Here is a 13,728-nt window from a genome sequence, read left to right on the forward strand (position 1 = left end):
CGCGGAGGTTCAGTGGTGCAGGCCCTGCTCGTCCGGCTCGTCGGTCGAGGTGCTGATCACGCTGGTGTGCTGGCCCTTGGCCTTGCGCCAGACATAGACGGCATAGCCAGAAAGACCGTAGAGCACGAACACGCCGAACAGCACCGTTGGCGTGTGGATGTTGATCACGGCGATGCCCAGGGCGATGAGCACGATGGCCGAAAAGGGCACGCTTTTCTTCATGTGCAAATCCTTGAAGCTGTAGAAGGGGACGTTGGTGACCATGGTCAGCCCCGCATAGAGCGTGAAGCCGAACATCACCCAGGTGATCTGCCCCCAGGACAGGCTGAGCACGCCCTGCCCCGGGCGCACGCCCGCGTCGGTCAGCAGCCAGATGAAGCCCATGACCAGGGCCGCCGCCGCCGGCGATGGCAGTCCCTGAAAGTAGCGCTTGTCCACCACGCCCGTATTCACGTTGAAGCGCGCCAGCCGCAGCGCGGCGCAGGCACAGTAGACGAAGGCCGCGATCCAGCCCCAGCGCCCCAGGCCCTGCAGCGCCCACACATAGGCGATGAGCGCGGGCGCGGCGCCGAAGGACACCATGTCGGACAGCGAGTCCATCTGCTCGCCGAAGGCGCTCTGCGTATTGGTCATGCGCGCCACACGCCCGTCCAGGCTGTCGAGCACCATGGCGCAGAACACGCCGATGGACGCCATCTCGAAACGCCCGTTCATGGCCATGACGATGGCGTAGAACCCGCCGAACAGCGCCGCCAGGGTGAACAGGTTGGGCAGGATGTAAATGCCCTTGCGGCGCTTGCGCACCAGCACGCCCGTGCCTTCGCCGACATCGTTGCCATCATGCATTGAACAGGCCTCCAAGGCTTGATGGATAAGTGCAATAAGCTATTAATTTTATAGTCATCGTTTTTGCAGGTGCGGCGCGAAAGGACGCAGTGTAGCCCTGCCGCGCCACGCAAAAAAGGCCACCGAAGTGGCCTTGGGTGCATGATGGGTGGCGCAGCCTCGGCCGCGCCGCCGGCATCAGTTGCGGCTCTGGTCCACCAGCTTGTTCTTGGCGATCCAGGGCATCATGGCGCGCAGCTGGGCACCCACCTGCTCGATGGAGTGGGCGGCCAGATTGCGGCGGCGTGCCGTCATGCTGGGGTAGTTCAGGCGCCCTTCCTGGATGAACATCTTGGCGTACTCGCCGTCCTGGATGCGCTTGAGGGCATTGCGCATGGCGGCACGCGACTGCTCGTTGATGACCTCGGGGCCCGTCACGTACTCGCCGTACTCGGCATTGTTCGAGATCGAGTAGTTCATATTGGCGATGCCGCCTTCGTAGATCAGGTCCACGATGAGCTTGAGCTCGTGCAGGCACTCGAAGTAGGCCATCTCGGGGGCGTAGCCGGCCTCGACCAGGGTCTCGTAGCCCATCTTGATCAGCTCGACGGCGCCGCCGCACAGCACGGCCTGCTCGCCGAACAGGTCGGTCTCGGTCTCTTCGCGGAAGTTGGTCTCGATGATGCCGGCCTTGCCACCGCCGTTGGCCATGGCGTACGAGAGGGCCAGTTCACGCGCGCGGCCGGACTTGTCCTGGTGCACGGCCACCAGATGGGGCACGCCGCCACCCTGGGTGTAGGTGTTGCGCACGGTATGGCCGGGGGCCTTGGGGGCGACCATCCACACGTCCAGGTCGGCGCGCGGCACGACCTGGTTGTAGTGCACGTTGAAGCCGTGCGCGAAGGCGAGCGACGCGCCCTGCTTGATGTTCGGCTCGACGTTGTTCTTGTAGACCTCGGCGATCTGCTCGTCGGGCAGCAGGATCATGACCACGTCGGCTTCCTTAACCGCGTCGTTCACTTCCTTCACGGTGAGGCCGGCCTTGCCGACCTTGTCCCAGCTGGCGCCGCCCTTGCGCAGGCCGACGACGACCTTCACGCCGCTGTCGTTGAGGTTCTGTGCGTGGGCATGGCCCTGGCTGCCGTAGCCGATGATGGCCACGGTCTTGCCCTTGATGAGGCTCAGGTCACAGTCTTTGTCGTAGAAAACTTTCATGGTCGCTCCGGTTGGGATTCTTGTCAGGGGGAATGGGGAATGGGGAAAGGGGGAAATGGGGGATTGTCCTACACGCGCAGGATGCGCTCGCCGCGGCCGATGCCGCTGGCCCCGGTGCGCACGGTCTCCAGGATGGCCGTGCGGTCGATGGCCTGCAGGAAGGCGTCGTTCTTGGACTGGTCGCCCGTGAGTTCGACGGTGTAGCTCTTGTCGGTCACGTCGATGATGCGGCCGCGGAAGATGTCGGCCATGCGCTTCATCTCCTCGCGCTCCTTGCCCACGGCGCGCACCTTCACCATCATGAGCTCGCGCTCGGTGTAGGCACCCTCGGTCAGGTCCACCACCTTCACGACCTCGATGAGGCGGTTCAAGTGCTTGGTGATCTGCTCGATCACGTCATCCGAGCCCGTGGTCTGGATCGTCATGCGCGACAGCGACGGGTCTTCCGTCGGCGCCACCGTGAGCGACTCGATGTTGTAGCCACGCGCCGAAAACAGCGCCACCACGCGTGACAGCGCGCCGGCCTCGTTCTCTATCAGAACGGCAATGATGTGTTTCATGAGATGTGCTTCCTCTTTTTGCGACGACAGCACGATCAAAAAAATGGTCGCTGAAAACTGTCGTTTTTCGCTGCCCTCCCCCGGCGCCGGTAAGCGCCAGGCTTGGCAGGCAATAGATTCGTCAAAGAATGCTATTCGATGAATAGCTACTAGCGCTTGCCCAGCAAGCGTTTGCTGCCGGTTTCCCTTACAGGTCTTCCGATCCCAGCAGCATTTCGGTGATGCCCTTGCCCGCCTGCACCATGGGGAACACGTTCTCGGTCGGGTCGGTGCGGAAGTCCAGGAACACGGTGCGGTCCTTGAGCTTGCGCGCCTCGCGCAGCGCGGGCTCCACGTCCTGCGGGCGCTCGATCAGCATGCCCACGTGGCCGTAGGCCTCGGCCAGCTTCACGAAGTTGGGCAGCGCATCCATGTAGCTGTGGCTGTAGCGGCCCGAGTACTCGATCTCCTGCCACTGGCGCACCATGCCGAGATACCGGTTGTTCAGCGACAGGATCTTGATCGGCGTGTTGTACTGCAGGCAGGTGGACAGTTCCTGGATGTTCATCTGCACCGAGCCCTCGCCCGTCACGCAGAACACCTCGGCGTCGGGCTTGGCCAGCTTGATGCCCATGGCGTAGGGAATGCCCACGCCCATGGTGCCCAGGCCGCCCGAGTTGATCCAGCGACGCGGCTCGTCGAACTTGTAATACTGCGCGGCCCACATCTGGTGCTGGCCCACGTCGGAGGTGATGTAGGCGTCAGCATCCTTCGTCATGTTCCACAGCGTCTCGATCACGTGCTGCGGCTTGATGACCTCGGTGTTGCCACGGTCGTACTTCAGGCAGTCGCGGCCGCGCCAGGCCTCGATCTGGTCCCACCAGGCGGACAGGGCGCCGGCATCGGGGCGCGTGGTGCTCTCGCGGATCATGGAGATCAGCTCGGTCAGCACCTCCTTGACGTCGCCGACGATCGGGATGTCGACCTTCACGCGCTTGGAGATCGACGAAGGATCGATGTCAATGTGGATGATCTTGCGGTCGTTTTGCGCGAAATGCTTGGGGTTGCCGATCACGCGGTCGTCGAAGCGCGCGCCCACGGCCAGCAGCACGTCGCAGTTCTGCATGGTGTTGTTGGCCTCGATCGTGCCGTGCATGCCCAGCATGCCGAGGAACTTGCGGTCCGTGGCCGGGTAGGCGCCCAGGCCCATCAGCGTGTTCGTGACCGGGTAGCCCAACATGTCCACCAGGGCGCGCAGCTCCTGCGTGGCATTGCCCAGCAGCACGCCGCCGCCGGTATAGATATAGGGGCGCTTGGCACCCAGGAGCAGCTGCAAGGCCTTGCGGATCTGACCCGCATGGCCCTTCTTGACCGGGTTGTAGGAGCGCATCTCCACGCTCTGCGGGTAGCCGTGGTAGGCCGTCTTCTTGAACGAGACATCCTTGGGAATGTCCACCACCACGGGGCCGGGCCGGCCGGTGCGCGCGATGTGGAATGCTTTCTTGAGCGTCAGCGCCAGATCGCGCACGTCCTTGACCAGGAAGTTGTGCTTGACGATGGGGCGCGTGATGCCGACGGTGTCGCACTCCTGGAATGCGTCCAGCCCGATGGCGGGCGTGGGCACCTGGCCGGAGATGATCACCATGGGAATCGAATCCATGTAGGCCGTCGCGATGCCCGTGACCGCGTTCGTCAGCCCGGGGCCCGACGTGACCAGCGCCACACCCACCTCGCCCGTGGCGCGCGCGTAGCCGTCGGCCGCGTGCACGGCAGCCTGCTCGTGACGCACCAGCACATGCTGGATGCTTTCCTGCTTGTACAGCGCATCGTAGATGTAGAGCACGGCGCCGCCGGGATAGCCCCACATGTACTGCACGTTCTCGGCCTGCAACGCCTTGACGAGGATTTCGGCGCCCATGAGTTCCTGGGTGCCCGATGCGTGGGGGTTGCCGCCGCGTGCGGCCTGTGCTGCCGAGCTGATTTCGGCCTTGGAGATTTCCATGATCAACCTTTGCGAATTTCTCTAACGAAAAACCTTGGGTGCCCCTCGTGCGCGCTCTTGTGAAGCCGACTTGGAACTTGAGGCCTCGGCCATGGGCGACATGAGTGCTGCGCCGGACCGGGACCCGTTTGCCTTTTTGAATTGCAGCCACGATTATTGCACTGCACACATGCGCTTGCGCGGCGCCGGTACAAAAAAATACGGCCCAGATGCCATAATCCGCCATTCGCAACCTGCATTCGTGCCCGTTGCGCCGCTTCAACCGGCCCGTCACGGGCCTTTTGTCTTTTGGCTACCGAACACGAGCTTTCCGACTTCCTCAAGAGCGTGGACAAGCGTGCCTTCAAGCGCACGCTGTACCACGTTCGCAACGAGGAAGCGGCCCTGGACATCGTTCAGGACAGCATGCTCAAGCTCGCGGAGCACTACGGCGACAAGCCTCCGGGCGAACTGCCCATGCTGTTCCAGCGCATTCTCACGAACTGCACGCTGGACTGGTTCCGCCGGCAAAAGACCCGCAATGCGCTGTTTTCCAGCCTGAGCGACTTCGAAGGGCCGGGCGAAGACGGGGCCGACTTCGACCTGCTCGAAGTCCACGCCGGCCTCCCCGAGGGCGAAACCGCGCAAAGCGCCGAAGATACCCTTCGGCGAACGCAGGTTCTGCAGGCCATCGAAATAGAGATACAACAATTACCCGCGCGTCAACGAGAAGCTTTTTTGATGCGTTACTGGGAGGAAATGGACGTCTCGGAAACGGCAGCCGCCATGGGCTGCTCCGAGGGCAGCGTAAAGACGCATTGCTTCCGCGCCGTCCAATCGCTCAGCAAGGCACTGAAGGCCAAAGGAATCGTGCTATGAACCGCACCACCGAACCCACCATGCAAGCCGCCCAGGCAGCAGACGCCTACGCGCGCCGCCTCGCTGCGCGCCTGACGCACGGCAACGCCGACCTGCCCTACGACATCACCGAGCGGCTGCGCGCCGCGCGCATGCAGGCGCTGGCCAGGCGCAAGCGCCCCGTGAGCCTGCCCGTGCGGGAAACGGCGGCGGCCCCGCAGGTGGTGTCCAACGGGTCCACCGCCGCGCTGGGCGGCTGGGGCCGGGAAGACGGCACCTGGTGGCGCGCCCTGGTATCGGCCGTGCCCCTGGCGGCGCTGGTCGTCGGCCTGTTCTTCGTCAACATGGTGCAAGACGATGCCGTGGCCACCGAGATCGCCGAGGTGGATGCCGCCCTGCTGACGGACGACCTGCCGCCCTCGGCCTATGCCGACCCGGGCTTCCTGCAATTCCTCAAGTCGGCGAACCAGACCCGGTAACGCGAGCCGACTCCCCAGCCTGCATGCACGCACCGTCCGGCTCTACGCCTGCCTACACACTGCCAGCCTTCCTGCTGGCTTTTGTATTGCTGAGCGCGCTGGCGGCGGCGGGCTGGTGGATGGCGATCTACGTGCGCATCGCACCCAGCACCCCCGTGCCGGCGCAGGCGCTGCACGCCGGCAAGCACCGGGTGCTCGGCGAGCCCCGGCTGCCGCCCCAGCCGGAGGCGGGCCCGCCGTGGACTGCCCTGACAACCGCGCAGAAAGAGGCCCTGTACCCGCTGGCCGACCGCTGGAGCGTGCTCAGCGAGGTGCAGAAGCGCAACTGGCTGAGCCTCGCGGCGGGCTTTCACGCGCTCTCGCCCGAGGAGCAGCAGAAGATGCTGGCCCGCATCACCGACTGGGCCAGCCTGAGCGCCCAGCAGCGTAGCCAGGCGCGGTTGAACTACGCGGCCGCAGCCCAGCTCCCCGCGGACAGCAGGCGCGCCCAATGGGAGGCCTACCAGGCGCTGAGCGCCGAGGAAAAGAAGCGCCTGGCAGCCAAGGCCGCGCCCAGGCCCCGGGGCGCGGCCACCGCCGTGCGCCCCGTTTCGCCCAAGAAGCTGGCCCGCGTGCCCGCGGCGGCCGACACGCCGCCGGCCGTGCCCAACCCGCCGAAGATCGTGGCACCGGAGCTCATCCACACGCCCCAGGTGCTGCCCGCGCCCGCGCCGGCGGTGGTAGAGACGGCCCCCATCGCCACGCCATCGGCCGTGCCGGCCTCTCTGCCCCCCCTGCAGCCTGCCTCCGTGCCCGATGCGCGGGAGGAGCCCGTCCGCGACCTGACGCCACTGCATCCGCCACAATAGCGCTCCCGAACCCCGCGCTCTTCCCGCATGCACGCCCCCAGCCAGCCAGGCTCCACCCAGTCATCCAACGCCGCGACACCCTCCCCGCCGGCCCCGTCGGCGGGCACCATGGCCCCCCCACTGTACCGCCGCATGGCCTGCTGGCTGTACGAGGGCATGCTGATGTTCGGCGTGGTGTTCATCGCCGGCTACCTGTTCGGCACGCTGACGCAGACCCGCCATGCGCTGGACAACCGCCATGCGCTGCAGGCCTTCCTGTTCGTCGTCTTCGGCATCTACTTCGTCTGGTTCTGGTCCCGGGGGCATACCTTGGCCATGAAGACCTGGCACATCCGCGTGGTGGACAGCCAGGGCCGCGCCATCAGCCAGTGGCGTGCGCTGCTGCGCTACCTGCTGAGCTGGCTGTGGTTCCTGCCGCCGCTGGCGGCGTACGCGGCAGGCATACCCGTGCTGGCGACCCTCCTGCTGCTGACCCTGTGGGTCATCTTCTGGGCCCTGGCCAGCTATCTCCACCCGCAGCGCCAGTTCTGGCACGATGCGCTGGCGGGCACCCGCCTGGTGCATCACGAGCTGCCGCCGCGCCCGCGCAAGAACAAATGACGGGCAGCGCCCCGGCCACGGTCGTGCCGGGGCCGCCCCATCGCCCACCGACGCCACCGCCCATGTCCCTGCCGCCCGCCAGCCCCCACCCGCACAAGCAGCGCACCGGCCTGAACCGGCTGTGGCATGCCACGAGCTACTCCGTCGCGGGGCTGCGCGCGGGCTGGGGCGAGAAGGCCTTCCGCCAGGAGCTGTGCCTGGCCGCCGTGCTGCTGCCGCTGGCGTTCTGGCTCGGCAACGGCTGGACGGAGACCGCGCTGCTAGCCGGCACTGTGGTGCTGGTGCTGATCACCGAACTGCTCAACTCGGGCATAGAGGCGGCCATCGACCGCATCGGCCCCGAACTGCACGAACTGTCCAAGCGCGCCAAGGACATGGGTAGCGCCGCCGTGCTGCTGAGCCTGCTGCTGTGCGGCGCGACCTGGGCCGCCGCGCTCTACCAAAGGTTTATCCATGGCTGATGCTGCCTTTTCCATCTGCGTGTACCTGGGCTCGCGTCCCGGCAACAACTCCTTGTTCACCGAGGCCGCCGTGGCCGTGGGCCGCTGGATCGGCCAGCATGGCGGGCAACTGGTCTATGGCGGCGGGCGCAGCGGCCTGATGGGCACGGTGGCCGAGGCCACGCGCTTGGCGGGCGGGCGCGTGGTCGGCATCATTCCCCAGGCGCTGGTGGACAAAGAGCTGGCCAACCACCTGTGCGACGAGCTGCACGTCGTCACGAGCATGCACGAACGCAAGGCCATGATGGCCGAGCGCAGCGACGCCTTCCTGGCACTGCCCGGCGGCATAGGCACGCTGGAGGAGCTGTTCGAGGTCTGGACCTGGCGCCAGCTGGGCTACCACGACAAGCCCGTAGGCCTGCTCGATACCAATGGCTACTACGGCGGCCTGCTGGACTTCCTGCGGCACTCCGAGCGCTGCGGCCTCATGAGCGAGTGGCAGATGGGGCTGATCCGCACGGGCATCGAGCCTGCGGCCCTGCTCGCCGCGCTGGTGCAGGACGCTGGCCTCAGCGCCAGCACGATCCCCCTGCGCGACGTGATCTGACCGATACGGTCACACGGCCGCGTCGTCCAGGTCCCCCGTGCGTATGCGCACCACGCGCTCCACGGCGGTTACGAAGATCTTGCCGTCGCCGATCTTGCCCGTGCGCGCCGCGGCCACGATGGCATCCACGCAGCGGTCCACGTCCTCGGTGCGCACCACCACCTCGATCTTGACCTTGGGCAAGAAATCCACCACGTATTCGGCGCCGCGGTAAAGCTCGGTATGCCCTTTCTGGCGGCCGAAGCCCTTCACCTCGGTCACCGTCAGCCCCGTCACGCCGCACTCGGCCAGCGCCTCGCGGACCTCTTCCAGTTTGAAAGGCTTGATGACGGCGGTGATCATTTGCATGGCGTGGACTCCTGGAATGTGGGTGAAGCGGGGGGCGTGGCCGAGGGGCGTCAGGCCCTGAATTTGTTCGTGATCGGGTAGCGCCAGTCCTTGCCGAAGCTGCGGCGCGTGACCCGCACGCCCACGGGGGCTTGGCGGCGCTTGTACTCGTTGATCTTGATGAGGCGGGTGACGCGCTCCACGTCGGCCCGGTCGTAGCCGGCGCGCACGATGTCCTCCACCGGCTCGTCATTTTCCATATAGCGCGCCAGGATCGCATCGAGCACCTCGTAAGGCGGCAGGCTGTCCTGGTCTTTCTGGTCCGGGCGCAGCTCGGCACTCGGGGGGCGGATGATGATGCGCTCTGGAATGGGGTTGGCGCCCGTGCCGTACGGGTCGTTGGCGTTGCGCCAGCGTGCCAGGTCGAACACGCGGGTCTTCACCACGTCCTTGATCACGGCGAAGCCCCCGGCCATGTCGCCGTAGAGCGTGCAGTAGCCCGTGGCCATCTCGCTCTTGTTGCCGGTGGTGAGCACCACGGCGCCGAACTTGTTGGACAAGGCCATCAGCAGCGTGCCGCGGATGCGCGCCTGCAGGTTCTCCTCGGTGGTGTCCTCGGCGCGGCCCTCGAACAGCGGCGCGAGCGCAGCCTTGAAAGCCTCGAACTGCGGGGCGATGGCGATCTCGTCGTAGCGCACGCCAAGGCGTGCCGCCATGTCGCGCGCGTCGATCCAGCTGATATCGGCCGTGTAGGGCGAGGGCATCATCACCGTGCGCACCTTGTCCGCGCCCAGCGCGTCCACGGCGATGGCCAGCACCAGGGCCGAGTCGATACCGCCCGACAGCCCCAGCAGCGCGCCGGGGAAGCCGTTCTTGCCCACGTAGTCACGCACGCCCAGCACCAGGGCGTCCCACAGGTCGGCCTCCAAGCTGCGCTCAGGGGCCACATCTGCTTCCATCTCGATACCTGCTTGCGCTTGATGGACCTGCGCAAACACCAGTTTTTCCTCGAAAGCCGGCGCACGCATCGCTACCGTGCCGTCGGCGTTCAGCGCGAACGAGCGTCCCTCGAACACCACCTCGTCCTGCCCGCCCACCAGGTGGGCGTAGACCAGCGGCAGGCCCGTCTCGGCCACGCGCTCGCGCATGGTCTGCTCGCGCTCGGCGCCCTTGCCCAGGTGGAAGGGCGAGGCGTTGATTACGGCCAGCAGCTGCGCGCCCGCCGCCGCCGCGTCGCGCGCCGGGGCGGAGAACCATGCGTCCTCGCAGATCAGCAGGCCCACGCGCACGCCTTCTACCTCGAACACGCAGGGCGCGTCGCCCGCCACGAAGTAGCGGCGTTCATCGAACACCTGGTAGTTGGGCAGCTCGCGCTTGGCGTAGGTCTGCTCGACGCGGCCCGCGCGCAGCACGCTGGCGGCGTTCAGGCAGGAGCTGAAGGCCGGCGCGCCCGGCGCGGCTGCCCGGGGGTGGCCCAGCACGATGGCCAGGCCCGCGAGGTCCGCCGTCCCGCGCGCTACGGCCTGCACGGCCTCGTCGCAGGCCGCCAGGAAGGCGGGGCGCAGGAACAGGTCCTCGGCCGCGTAGCCGCAAATGGCCAGTTCGGGCGTGAGCAGCAGCCGCGCGCCGGCGGCATAAGACTGGCGGGCAGCGTCGATGATCTTTTGGGCATTGCCCTGCAGGTCGCCCACCACGAAATTGAGCTGGGCGATGCTGATGGCGAGTGGCATACGGGCGGGAACGGGCAGAGGGAGGGGGACGTGGATTATGTCACCCGGCCCACAAGCTGGCGGGCCGGCGGCTGGGCCGCCTTCCAGGACGGCGCCACCTACGCGCAGAGCCGCGAAACGGCATCGGCGAGCGCCTGAAGCTGTCGGTGAACATCAACAACCTGTTCGACCGCGTCTATTGGGAGCGCGCAGGCACCGCCACGCGCAGCAACTACTACGGCCTGCCCCGCAGCGCCATGCTCACGCTGCGCGCCAATTTCTGACGGCCAGCGCGGGGCTGCGCACTGTGGCACCATGGCCCGCCCCGAACCCCTGCACCAGCCCTTGCCCGCCCCGACCTACGAACTGCGCGTGGCCGATTCCCCCGCGCACATCGACTCCGCCGCCTGGGACGCCCTGCTCGCACGGCAAAGCCACCCCACGCCCTTCCTGCGCCACGCCTACCTTGCGGCCCTGCACGACAGCAGCAGCGCCACGCCGCGCACCGGCTGGGCGCCGCGCTTTGTTACGCTGTGGCAGGGCGGCGTGCTGGCGGCAGCCTGCGCGCTGTACCTCAAGAGCCACTCCTACGGCGAATACGTGTTCGACTGGGCCTGGGCCAACGCCTACGAGCAGCATGGCGTGCCCTACTACCCCAAGGCGGTGGCCGCCGTGCCCTTCACGCCCGTGCCGGGCACGCGGCTGCTGGCGCGCGACGCGGCGGCGCGCTCGGCGCTGCTGCGCGCGCTGGTGGACTGGTGCCGGGCGCAGGATCTGTCGTCGCTACACCTGCTGTTCATGGCGCAGGAGGACGTGCAGGAGGCGCAGGCCCAGGGCCTGATGCTGCGCCACACGGTGCAGTTCCACTGGCAGAACGCGGGCTACCGCGACTTCGACGATTTCCTGGCCTCGCTCTCGCAGGACAAGCGCAAGAAGATCCGCCAGGAGCGCCACAAGGTGCAGGAAGCGGGCGTCACGTTCCGCTGGGCACGCGGCGCGCAGATCACGCCGGCAGACTGGGATTTCTTCTACCGCTGCTACGAGCGGACCTACCTGGAGCACGGCAACCCGCCCTACCTCGCACGCGACTTCTTCGCGCGCATGGCGGCGCACCTACCCGAGGCGTGGCTGCTGTTCGTAGCCGAGCGCAGCGGGCGACCCATAGCTAGCAGTTTGATAGCTATAAGCGCTTTCCCATCAAGCGCTGAATGTCAAAAAAACCCTGAACCTCTGGTGGCCTACGGCCGCTACTGGGGCGCGCTGGAGCGGGTGGACTGCCTGCATTTCGAGGCCTGCTACTACCAGCCCCTGCAATGGTGCATCGCACACGGCGTGCGGCGCTTCGAGGGCGGCGCGCAGGGCGAGCACAAGATGGCCCGCGCGCTGATGCCGGTGCAGGCCACCAGCGCGCACTGGCTGGCCCACCCGGCGTTCGCCGACGCGGTGCAGCGCTTCCTGGAGCGCGAGGGCGAAGGCGTTGCGCACTACCTGGAGGAGCTGCACGCGCACAGCCCGTTCAGGCGGGAAGCCGGCGGCTAGAAGCTCTCCCAGTCGTCGTCATTCTTGGGCACGACTGCGAGCCTGGGCCGCTGCGCAGCCGGCGCCGCCGCATTCGGCGCGGGTGCGGCAGGCTTGCGCGGCGGCGCGGCCTTGGGCGCCGGCGCAGGTGCCGCCACGCGCGGCTGCGGCGCTGCCGCTGGCACCGCCGCGGCAGGGCTGGGGCGCGGCGCGATGGCCCCGCCGCCACCCTGCGCCAGCCGGAACACGGCCACGGCCTGCACGAGCTGCGCGGCCTGGGCCTTGAGGCTGCTGGCGGCCGCGGCGCTTTCCTCCACCAGCGCGGCGTTCCGCTGCGTGGCCTGGTCCATCTGCGTGATGGCCTCGCCCACCTGGGCCACGCCGCTGCTCTGCTCGCTGCTGGCCGCGCTGATCTCGCCCACGATGTCGGTGACGCGCCGGATGGCTCCGACCACTTCGGTCATGGTCTCGCCGGCCTTGTCCACGAGCTGCGTGCCCTGCTCCACGCGCTCGACGCTCGCGGTGATGAGCTGCTTGATTTCCTTGGCCGCCTCGGCACTGCGCTGCGCAAGGCTGCGCACCTCGCCCGCCACCACGGCGAAGCCCCGGCCCTGTTCGCCCGCGCGCGCGGCCTCCACCGCCGCGTTGAGCGCCAGGATGTTGGTCTGGAACGCGATGCCGTCGATCACGCCGATGATGTCGGCGATCTTGCGGCTCGCGTCGTTGATGCCGCGCATGGTGTCCACCACTTCGGAGACGACTTCGCCGCCCTGCGCGGCGACGGTGCTCGCGCTCATGGCCAGCTGGTTGGCCTGGGCGGCGTTGTCGGCGTTCTGGCGCACGGTGGCGCCCAGCTGTTCCATGGAGGCGGCCGTCTCCTGCAGCGCGCTGGCCTGGCTTTCGGTGCGCGCCGACAGGTCGCCGTTGCCCTGCGCGATCTGGGCGCTGGCCGTGGCCACGCTCTCGGCGTTGGCGCGCACGTCGGACACCACGCGGGCCAGGTTGGCCTGCATGTCGACGAGGGCCTGCGTGAGCTGGCCCAGCTCGTCCCTGCCGTGCACGGACAGGCTCGCGGCCAGGTTGCCCTGGGCGATCTCGCGCGCCGCCTGCACGGCATGGGCCACGGGCCTGGTGACCAGGCGCGTGATCCACAGCCCCAGCGCGATGGCGGCCGCGATCACCACCGCCAGCACCGCGATCACCGAGCCGCGCGCCGAGCCGAAGGTCTGCTGCGACTCGGCATAGGCTGCCTGCGAGCCTTCGTGGCTGGCGCGCGAGAGCTTGCCGATCGTCTCGGCCATGTTGATGAAGGTCTTCTGCGATTCGCCGTAGAGCATGTGCGCGGCCTCGGCGCGGCGCGACTCGTCGGCCACCATCTCCATGAGCCGTGCCTGCGCGCGCAGGTAGGCGTCGCGGTGGTTCTTGAACTCGGCGTAGAGCGGCGCCTCGGACGGCGCCACCATGGGCGCGTAGCGCTGCTCCGCTTCGCCCAGCAGCCTGCCCACGGCAGCCACGTCCTCGCGCAGCCGGGGCACCAGCTGCGGGTCGGAGCCGAGCACCGCGCCGATCTCGCTCGCGCGCAGGCGGTTGGCCGTGGCGCGCATGTCGCCCAGCGCCTGTACGCTGGGCAGCCATTTGTTGGCGATCTCGCGCGTGTCCTCGTTGACGTGGCCCAGCCACACCACGGCCAGGCCGCCCAGCACCAGGTTGAGCAGCGCCATGGCGGCGAAGGCCAGCCCCAGCTTCACGCCGACGCGCATGTCGGACAGACGCATGATCAAG

General features: G+C 67.6%; 14 protein-coding genes. 7 read left to right on the forward strand and 7 right to left on the reverse strand.

What is annotated here, in order from left to right; genetic code table 11:
• Nucleotides 1-9: 9 nt before the first annotated feature.
• The 4 genes from pssA to ALIDE2_RS15530 all read right to left on the reverse strand — a co-directional run bounded on the left by pssA (nt 10) and on the right by ALIDE2_RS15530 (nt 4,581).
• The gene (gene pssA / locus ALIDE2_RS15515) at nt 10-846 is read right to left on the reverse strand and encodes a CDP-diacylglycerol--serine O-phosphatidyltransferase (protein WP_013518621.1); all 837 of its coding nucleotides are present in this window, start codon (nt 844-846) and stop codon (nt 10-12) included.
• 177 nt (nt 847-1,023) lie between these two features.
• The gene (gene ilvC, locus ALIDE2_RS15520; RefSeq protein WP_013518620.1) at nt 1,024-2,040 is read right to left on the reverse strand and encodes a ketol-acid reductoisomerase; all 1,017 of its coding nucleotides are present in this window, start codon (nt 2,038-2,040) and stop codon (nt 1,024-1,026) included.
• A 68-nt stretch (nt 2,041-2,108) separates the two neighbouring features.
• Nucleotides 2,109-2,600, reverse strand: coding sequence for an acetolactate synthase small subunit (ilvN, locus tag ALIDE2_RS15525; RefSeq protein ID WP_013518619.1), 492 nt, complete (start codon nt 2,598-2,600; stop codon nt 2,109-2,111).
• Nucleotides 2,601-2,787: 187 nt separating this feature from the next.
• The gene (locus ALIDE2_RS15530) at nt 2,788-4,581 is read right to left on the reverse strand and encodes an acetolactate synthase 3 catalytic subunit (RefSeq protein WP_013518618.1); all 1,794 of its coding nucleotides are present in this window, start codon (nt 4,579-4,581) and stop codon (nt 2,788-2,790) included.
• Nucleotides 4,582-4,869: 288 nt separating this feature from the next.
• Here ALIDE2_RS15530 and ALIDE2_RS15535 point away from each other — a divergent pair, with 288 nt between their 5' ends.
• The 6 genes from ALIDE2_RS15535 (at nt 4,870) to ALIDE2_RS15560 (ending at nt 8,392) form a co-directional block, all read left to right on the forward strand.
• On the forward strand, nt 4,870-5,439 hold the full coding sequence (locus ALIDE2_RS15535; RefSeq protein WP_013518617.1) for an RNA polymerase sigma factor: 570 nt from the start codon (nt 4,870-4,872) through the stop codon (nt 5,437-5,439).
• Nucleotides 5,436-5,897 (forward strand): DUF3619 family protein, encoded by a 462-nt coding sequence (locus tag ALIDE2_RS15540; protein ID WP_013518616.1) that lies wholly within the window; start codon nt 5,436-5,438, stop codon nt 5,895-5,897. The genes ALIDE2_RS15535 and ALIDE2_RS15540 overlap by 4 nt, the downstream gene beginning before the upstream one ends.
• A gap of 23 nt (nt 5,898-5,920) precedes the next feature.
• Nucleotides 5,921-6,745 carry a DUF3106 domain-containing protein gene (locus ALIDE2_RS15545; RefSeq protein ID WP_013518615.1) on the forward strand — a complete coding sequence of 275 codons (825 nt, stop codon included), beginning with the start codon at nt 5,921-5,923 and terminating at the stop codon, nt 6,743-6,745.
• Between the two features lie 27 nt (nt 6,746-6,772).
• Entirely contained in the window at nt 6,773-7,345 is a 573-nt protein-coding gene (locus tag ALIDE2_RS15550; protein ID WP_013518614.1) for an RDD family protein, read from the forward strand.
• Between the two features lie 62 nt (nt 7,346-7,407).
• Nucleotides 7,408-7,806: a diacylglycerol kinase gene (locus ALIDE2_RS15555; RefSeq protein ID WP_013722541.1), complete on the forward strand. Its 399-nt coding sequence runs from the start codon at nt 7,408-7,410 to the stop codon at nt 7,804-7,806.
• Nucleotides 7,799-8,392, forward strand: coding sequence for an LOG family protein (locus ALIDE2_RS15560; RefSeq protein WP_013518612.1), 594 nt, complete (start codon nt 7,799-7,801; stop codon nt 8,390-8,392). The genes ALIDE2_RS15555 and ALIDE2_RS15560 overlap by 8 nt, the downstream gene beginning before the upstream one ends.
• 9 nt (nt 8,393-8,401) lie before the next feature.
• Here the strand turns inward: ALIDE2_RS15560 and ALIDE2_RS15565 are convergent, their stop codons facing one another.
• Nucleotides 8,402-8,740 (reverse strand): P-II family nitrogen regulator, encoded by a 339-nt coding sequence (locus ALIDE2_RS15565; RefSeq protein WP_013518611.1) that lies wholly within the window; start codon nt 8,738-8,740, stop codon nt 8,402-8,404.
• Between the two features lie 50 nt (nt 8,741-8,790).
• A complete protein-coding gene (locus ALIDE2_RS15570) occupies nt 8,791-10,449 on the reverse strand; it encodes an NAD+ synthase (protein WP_013722542.1) in 1,659 nt (552 codons plus the stop codon).
• A gap of 294 nt (nt 10,450-10,743) precedes the next feature.
• Here ALIDE2_RS15570 and ALIDE2_RS15575 point away from each other — a divergent pair, with 294 nt between their 5' ends.
• Complete coding sequence (locus ALIDE2_RS15575; RefSeq protein ID WP_013722543.1) at nt 10,744-11,967, forward strand: GNAT family N-acetyltransferase; 1,224 nt, start codon at nt 10,744-10,746, stop codon at nt 11,965-11,967.
• On the opposite strand, the gene ALIDE2_RS15580 is transcribed toward ALIDE2_RS15575, so the two are convergent.
• Nucleotides 11,964-13,721 carry a methyl-accepting chemotaxis protein gene (locus ALIDE2_RS15580; RefSeq protein ID WP_013722544.1) on the reverse strand — a complete coding sequence of 586 codons (1,758 nt, stop codon included), beginning with the start codon at nt 13,719-13,721 and terminating at the stop codon, nt 11,964-11,966. The two genes, ALIDE2_RS15575 and ALIDE2_RS15580, sit on opposite strands and share 4 nt — an antisense overlap.
• Nucleotides 13,722-13,728 lie beyond the last annotated feature (7 nt).

Source organism: Alicycliphilus denitrificans K601 (genome assembly GCF_000204645.1).
Classification (GTDB): domain Bacteria; phylum Pseudomonadota; class Gammaproteobacteria; order Burkholderiales; family Burkholderiaceae_C; genus Alicycliphilus; species Alicycliphilus denitrificans.

Excerpts from the sequence above, each read along its gene's own strand:
- pssA (WP_013518621.1), bottom strand. The coding sequence starts at position 846 with ATGCATGATGGCAACGATGTCGGCGAAGGCACGGGCGTGCTGGTGCGC.
- ALIDE2_RS15570 (WP_013722542.1), bottom strand. The coding sequence starts at position 10,449 with ATGCCACTCGCCATCAGCATCGCCCAGCTCAATTTCGTGGTGGGCGAC.
- ALIDE2_RS15575 (WP_013722543.1), top strand. The coding sequence starts at position 10,744 with ATGGCCCGCCCCGAACCCCTGCACCAGCCCTTGCCCGCCCCGACCTAC.
- ALIDE2_RS15580 (WP_013722544.1), bottom strand. The coding sequence starts at position 13,721 with ATGCGTCTGTCCGACATGCGCGTCGGCGTGAAGCTGGGGCTGGCCTTC.
- ALIDE2_RS15545 (WP_013518615.1), top strand. The coding sequence starts at position 5,921 with ATGCACGCACCGTCCGGCTCTACGCCTGCCTACACACTGCCAGCCTTC.
- ALIDE2_RS15560 (WP_013518612.1), top strand. The coding sequence starts at position 7,799 with ATGGCTGATGCTGCCTTTTCCATCTGCGTGTACCTGGGCTCGCGTCCC.
- ALIDE2_RS15555 (WP_013722541.1), top strand. The coding sequence starts at position 7,408 with ATGTCCCTGCCGCCCGCCAGCCCCCACCCGCACAAGCAGCGCACCGGC.
- ilvN (WP_013518619.1), bottom strand. The coding sequence starts at position 2,600 with ATGAAACACATCATTGCCGTTCTGATAGAGAACGAGGCCGGCGCGCTG.
- ilvC (WP_013518620.1), bottom strand. The coding sequence starts at position 2,040 with ATGAAAGTTTTCTACGACAAAGACTGTGACCTGAGCCTCATCAAGGGC.
- ALIDE2_RS15530 (WP_013518618.1), bottom strand. The coding sequence starts at position 4,581 with ATGGAAATCTCCAAGGCCGAAATCAGCTCGGCAGCACAGGCCGCACGC.
- ALIDE2_RS15540 (WP_013518616.1), top strand. The coding sequence starts at position 5,436 with ATGAACCGCACCACCGAACCCACCATGCAAGCCGCCCAGGCAGCAGAC.
- ALIDE2_RS15550 (WP_013518614.1), top strand. The coding sequence starts at position 6,773 with ATGCACGCCCCCAGCCAGCCAGGCTCCACCCAGTCATCCAACGCCGCG.
- ALIDE2_RS15565 (WP_013518611.1), bottom strand. The coding sequence starts at position 8,740 with ATGCAAATGATCACCGCCGTCATCAAGCCTTTCAAACTGGAAGAGGTC.